Genomic DNA, 5,566 nt, shown 5'->3' with positions numbered 1-5,566 from the left:
AGCCATCGCTTGTCCCTCTAAGACACGGATATATCAAAGATATCGTCACATTAACCAGGCATTGCCTGACTGCAAGGAGTTACAGAGAAAATCAGGAGGGAGATAAAGGAAGTGGTGCTGATACCCAGAGTCGAACTGGGGACCTCACCCTTACCAAGGGTGCGCTCTACCAACTGAGCCATATCAGCACATCTGGAGCGGGCAGCGGGAATCGAACCCGCATCATCAGCTTGGAAGGCTGAGGTAATAGCCATTATACGATGCCCGCATCCTGGAACTCGGCTACCTGTTCTTTCTGTAGCTTGTGAATAACAGGGGAAGTCCCCTATTATTCTTAGCCTGCCAGCGAAGCTGGCTGACTTTGACTGAGCTTACACCCAATCTGAATTCAGGGTGAGAAGAAGTGACTCACCTGCCAGATAAACAGGTTGTTTATCTGTTCTCAACCCGAGGGTCGAGATGGTGGTGGGAGAAGGATTCGAACCTTCGAAGTCTGTGACGGCAGATTTACAGTCTGCTCCCTTTGGCCGCTCGGGAATCCCACCTACTTGATGGTGCCGGCTACCGGAATCGAACTGGTGACCTACTGATTACAAGTCAGTTGCTCTACCAACTGAGCTAAGCCGGCATCAAGTGACGCGCATTCTAGGAAGGTCGGCTGAAGGATGCAACAAAAAAATCACTGTTTTTGTTCTATCGCTTACTATTTGTGCAAAGCATCGCAATTTACCCCTATTCTGCAGAAATAACATCCAATTATTGGTCAAATTTTCGCGTCATCTTCTGTCCCTGGATTTGGTCTTCACGATTTCATTCTTTGGTGGATGGCTTTTTTCACGTCCCCTTTTTTTGCTGATCATGCAAAATTCGTCTCGATTGCTTATTTATTGCCCGGTGTTTTCCATCGACAGCCGTTTTTTGTTTGTGGATATCGGTTTGTTTGTGCAAAAACGCCACCACAGGGTAAGCGATGAGTGATGTTAAGTTGACAGGGTTGCAGAGAAAACGTACTGGCACCTAAAGAGGTGGGAATGGACACTGGCACAATACCGCTTTCAATACGCGTGAATCAGGCATTGCTTGTATGCTTTCTGTGGCCGACAGCGCTGCTCTGTTCGGTTACTGGCCTGACAGGCACGCGAGTGCATGTGTATTGATGTCGACGCGGTGAAGATGAGCGAGGTTGCATATGAATAGGTAATGCCTACGTACAACAGAGAAGTCACATGACACATGAGAACAGCCCGATGCTTGATGTGCAGATTCTACCCTGTCCGCACCGATGACGGCTGCGACCAACTGGAACGCCGCCGAAAGTCATTATGTTTATCCCTTCTGTTGCCAGAACGCGCTGTGCCTCCCGGTTCAACCTGCATAGAAACCCGGTCAGGCGGATTGAAGCGCTTCTTCTCTCCTTCGGCCCTCAGACAGCTTAAGCACACCACAAAGCCTGTGGCGGCCTTATGTTGGCAGCAACGGTATTTGATGGACACGCCATGCGAGGGCAGAGAAAGGGTCGTGGTAAGGGTTATTCGTCACGGGAAAGAGAGTACAGAAGGTATCCGTGCCTGGGGCAGACTGGTCTCTGAAGGCAATAAAGTGCGGTGTGGATGTTCAGACAAATGATCTGGGGAATGAAAGCACGCCCCAAAACAGTGACGCGCCTGACACGCACCTTATTTGCGGCTTAACGTCCGGCATAAAGTAACAGACAGCCACGGATTCGTTGCACGCGCTATCATGAAAGACCGCTCGTTAACCGGCTGCTGGCTAAGTGAACCATACGATAATGAGCGGAGGCCCGTTTACGTGCCCTGATCATTGCTACCCACCGGGCTGAAGATTTACCTGTCACATCGCATGCTGTAATTACAGAGATCAAGCCTCTTGATCAAGGATTTGTTAAAATTGCGGAGGCGCCGACGAAAGCTTATCCCCGTTTATTTTTTACTTCTTTTAAAAGCTATACTGGTGGTACCCTCCAGCCCATTGTTCTCGTTAATAACTCTGTGACCCGCAATTCATTACGCTACCGTGCCCGAGTAATCTTCGGTGAAAATGTACAGATTGGTTTGAATCTGCAGTCAAATGTATACTTATGGATAAAACGACATCACTCACCACGCCTTATTTACAGTTCACCCGTGAACAATGGGCGTCATTACGCGACTCCGTTCCCATGACGCTGGCAGAGGATGAAATTGCTCAGTTAAAAGGGATAAACGAAGACCTTTCTATTGAAGAGGTGGCGGAAATCTATCTGCCGCTCTCACGCTTGCTGAATTTCTATATAAGTTCGAATGTGCGTCGCCAGGCTGTTCTGGAACAATTTCTGGGCACAGACGGGCAAAAGATCCCTTACATTATCAGTATTGCTGGTAGCGTTGCGGTGGGGAAAAGTACGACTGCCCGCGTTTTACAGGCGCTTCTCAGCCGCTGGCCTGAGCACCGTAAGGTTGAGTTAATTACAACTGATGGCTTCCTTCATCCGAACTCGGTACTAAAAGAGCGCGGTCTCATGAAGAAAAAAGGGTTTCCTCAATCTTATGATATGCATCGGTTAGTTAAGTTTGTGTCAGACCTTAAGTCTGGCGCCCAGCAGGTGACGGCGCCCGTTTATTCCCATCTCATTTATGACGTTATTCCGGATGGGGATAAAGTGGTGCAACAACCCGATATTTTAATTCTGGAAGGCTTAAACGTTCTTCAAAGTGGAATGGATTATCCTCACGATCCGCACCACGTATTTGTTTCTGATTTTGTCGATTTTTCTATCTATGTCGATGCGGAAGAAGATCTTTTACAGCACTGGTATATCAATCGCTTTCTGAAATTTCGCCAGGGCGCTTTCACCGATCCCGACTCTTATTTTCATCATTATGCACAGTTACCTGAAGATGAGGCCATCAAGATCGCGGGATCGCTGTGGAAAGAGATCAACTGGCTGAACCTGAAAGAGAATATTCTTCCTACACGTGAAAGAGCCAGCTTGATTATGACCAAAAGTGGTAATCATGCGGTTGAAAAAGTCCGCCTGAGAAAATAAGTTACGACAATAAAGCCTGCCTTAAAAGCAGGCTTTACAGACTTTTAAAGGGGACGCAGCGATATTTCCCCACCCATCCAGGATTTAATTTCGCCCTCTTGTTCCAGCAGCAAACCACCCTGATTATCAATGCCGCGTGCAATGCCGTGAACTTCCCGCTCGCCCATCAGTAACCTGACCGGACGGTTGATAAAGTTGTCTAAGCCTGCCCAGCGTGCGACAAAAGGTGCCAGACCTTCCTGTTCAAAAACAGGTAGTGCCTCACGCAGGCGATTGATTAACGTTGCAGCCAGGTCATTACGATCAAGCGTTACGCCCGCTTCCTGCAGATTAATCCAGCCCTGATTGATTTGCGCCGCGTCGGCATTTCGCATCGCTAAATTGATGCCCGCTCCCATTACGATCTGCGCAGCATCGCCGGTTTTACCGGTTAACTCTACTAAGATGCCTGCTAATTTTCTGTCATGGAGGTAAATATCATTCGGCCATTTTACGCGAACATCCTCCGCACCTAATGACTGAAGCGTCTCTGCCATCACTATACCAATCACCAGGCTGAGCCCCATCGCTGCAGCAGGCCCTTGCTCCAGACGCCAGTACATAGACATATAAAGATTAGCACCGAAGGGAGAAAACCAATGCCGCCCGCGTCGTCCGCGTCCCGCTTGCTGATATTCCGCCACACAGACGGCACCTGAAGGCAGTGAATCCATACGCTCAAGTAAATACTGGTTCGTCGAATCGATAACCGGTATCACGGCGACATCGGGCTGAGAAAGCTGACCAAGAATCGCCTCTTCATTGAGCAACTGAAGCGGTGCAGGGAAGCTGTAGCCTTTCCCGGTAACCGTATACACTTCAAGGCCCCAGCTTTTTAACGTCTGAATATGTTTATTAATTGCTGCGCGGCTCATGCCGAGCGTTTCACCTAATTGCTCACCAGAATGAAATTCGCCATCTGACAGGATATCAATAAGCTTTAGCGGTACGCTGTGGTCTTTCATGCAATCACCTCAACCGCATTGCATTCACCTTGTGCCCGGATAAAACGGACCTCAGGCTCAAGCCAGACATCAAATTTCTCACCTACGCGTGCGCGCACCTTTTTGGCCAGCGCAACGATATCGCCTGGCGTGGCATCGGCAGCATTAATCAGCACTAATGCCTGCTGCTGATGAACTTCCGCGCCGCCAACGCGACAGCCTTTAAGCTGACACTGATCGATTAACCAGCCTGCGGCAAGTTTTACCGTACCCTCTGGTTGGGGATAATTTGGCATCGCAGGATAGTGATTAAGCAATACTTCAGCCTGCTGGCGGCTAATCACTGGATTTTTAAAAAAACTGCCAACATTGCCTGTTATTTTGGGGTCAGGTAATTTGCTCTGTCGCATATGGCAAACGGCATGAAACACATCCCAGGCATTCGCAGTCGCCGGATTAAGCGTCTTTAAATCGCCATACGTCAGCACCGGTTGCCACTGTTTGGTTAATGAAAACCCGACGGCAACAATCGTATAGCCCGACTGGTACTGATGTTTAAAAATGCTGTCGCGATAGCCAAACTGGCAATCGTCACGGCTTAAACGCTCAGTGACGCCGGTTTGCAAATTCAGCACGTCTACATATTCACAGACATCTTTCAGTTCAACGCCATAGGCGCCGATATTCTGGATGGGGGCAGAGCCGACCATACCGGGAATAAGTGCCAGGTTCTCTAGTCCGGAAATCCCTTTTTCCAGCGTCATTTTTACCAGTCGATGCCAGTTTTCACCCGCGCCAACATGCAGCTTCCAGCGCTCATTCTCGTCGCGTATTTCAACTCCAGCGATGCGGTTGAGTACCACAATGCCCGCGAAGTCCTCAAGAAACAGTACATTGCTGCCTTCACCCAGGATCAAAAAGGGTTGCTGGTTACGCTGGCTCATCTGCCATGCCGCAAGTATGGCTTCAGGCGTTTCGGCGACAATACGAATTTGTGTGCTGACATCAAGACCGAGCGTATTGTCGGCTTTTAAGGAGGTATACGAGCTGGACATGATAAGGCCTTCACGGGGTTAATCTGGCCGTAGTTTACCGCATCATGAACGGATTGAGAGGGAATTTGCGTGCGAAGACGTTTTTCGCTGCATATCAGCCACTCAGAACGCTGAACGGGTAGAAAGAAATCGTGTACAGAAACCGTCGCGGGCATGACGACAGGGGAAGCTGATGGAATGTGAGTTGTTTAAAGCAGCTAAAAACACAGGCGGAACAATTGTGAAGTATCAGCAGAACTTTGTAGAGGTGGGCATCCGTTTCATCCAGGCCGTTTTGCCAACCGCACGTTTAAACAGCGCGGTTTGATCGCAGTCTGTTTAGCTATTCACTGGAGAGATTGATGCAAAGCATGGGCTAAAAGGCATAGACAGGAAAGGGCCGCTGACGACATATTCTTTCCTTTTACATGCAGAGGCAAGGTAAACGGACCAGGGAGGATGACCGGCAGGCGACGGCAGAGATCTGTGAAGCCCGCAGAGGT

Annotated in this window: 4 protein-coding genes and 4 tRNA genes; 2 read left to right on the top strand and 6 right to left on the bottom strand. The window is 49.2% G+C overall.

Annotated features, from left to right (window positions below):
- Positions 1-112: 112 nt before the first annotated feature.
- From RAC90_RS20850 to RAC90_RS20835, 4 genes are all read right to left on the bottom strand, one after another.
- Positions 113-188: transfer RNA gene (locus RAC90_RS20850), tRNA-Thr, on the bottom strand.
- 5 nt (positions 189-193) lie between these two features.
- Positions 194-268: transfer RNA gene (locus RAC90_RS20845), tRNA-Gly, on the bottom strand.
- 192 nt (positions 269-460) lie between these two features.
- A tRNA-Tyr gene (locus RAC90_RS20840) sits at positions 461-545 on the bottom strand.
- A gap of 7 nt (positions 546-552) precedes the next feature.
- Positions 553-628 (bottom strand) — tRNA-Thr (locus tag RAC90_RS20835).
- Between the two features lie 1,470 nt (positions 629-2,098).
- On the opposite strand from RAC90_RS20835, the gene coaA reads away from it, so the two are divergent.
- Positions 2,099-3,046 carry a type I pantothenate kinase gene (gene coaA / locus RAC90_RS20830; RefSeq protein WP_006121491.1) on the top strand — a complete coding sequence of 316 codons (948 nt, stop codon included), beginning with the start codon at positions 2,099-2,101 and terminating at the stop codon, positions 3,044-3,046.
- Between the two features lie 44 nt (positions 3,047-3,090).
- On the opposite strand, the gene birA is transcribed toward coaA, so the two are convergent.
- Both birA and murB read right to left on the bottom strand, forming a co-directional pair.
- A complete protein-coding gene (gene birA, locus RAC90_RS20825; RefSeq protein WP_006121490.1) occupies positions 3,091-4,050 on the bottom strand; it encodes a bifunctional biotin--[acetyl-CoA-carboxylase] ligase/biotin operon repressor BirA in 960 nt (319 codons plus the stop codon).
- Positions 4,047-5,084, bottom strand: a complete 1,038-nt coding sequence (murB, locus tag RAC90_RS20820) for a UDP-N-acetylmuramate dehydrogenase (RefSeq protein WP_375124749.1) — start codon at positions 5,082-5,084, stop codon at positions 4,047-4,049. The genes birA and murB overlap by 4 nt, the downstream gene beginning before the upstream one ends.
- A 172-nt stretch (positions 5,085-5,256) precedes the next feature.
- Between murB and RAC90_RS20815 the strand changes: the two genes are divergently transcribed.
- Entirely contained in the window at positions 5,257-5,391 is a 135-nt protein-coding gene (locus tag RAC90_RS20815) for a hypothetical protein (protein ID WP_263757183.1), read from the top strand.
- Positions 5,392-5,566: the final 175 nt, after the last annotated feature.

Source organism: Pantoea sp. CS_6, from assembly GCF_041954745.1.
Lineage (GTDB): Bacteria > Pseudomonadota > Gammaproteobacteria > Enterobacterales > Enterobacteriaceae > Pantoea > Pantoea stewartii.
This window is presented reverse-complemented; position numbering and strand designations above follow the sequence as displayed.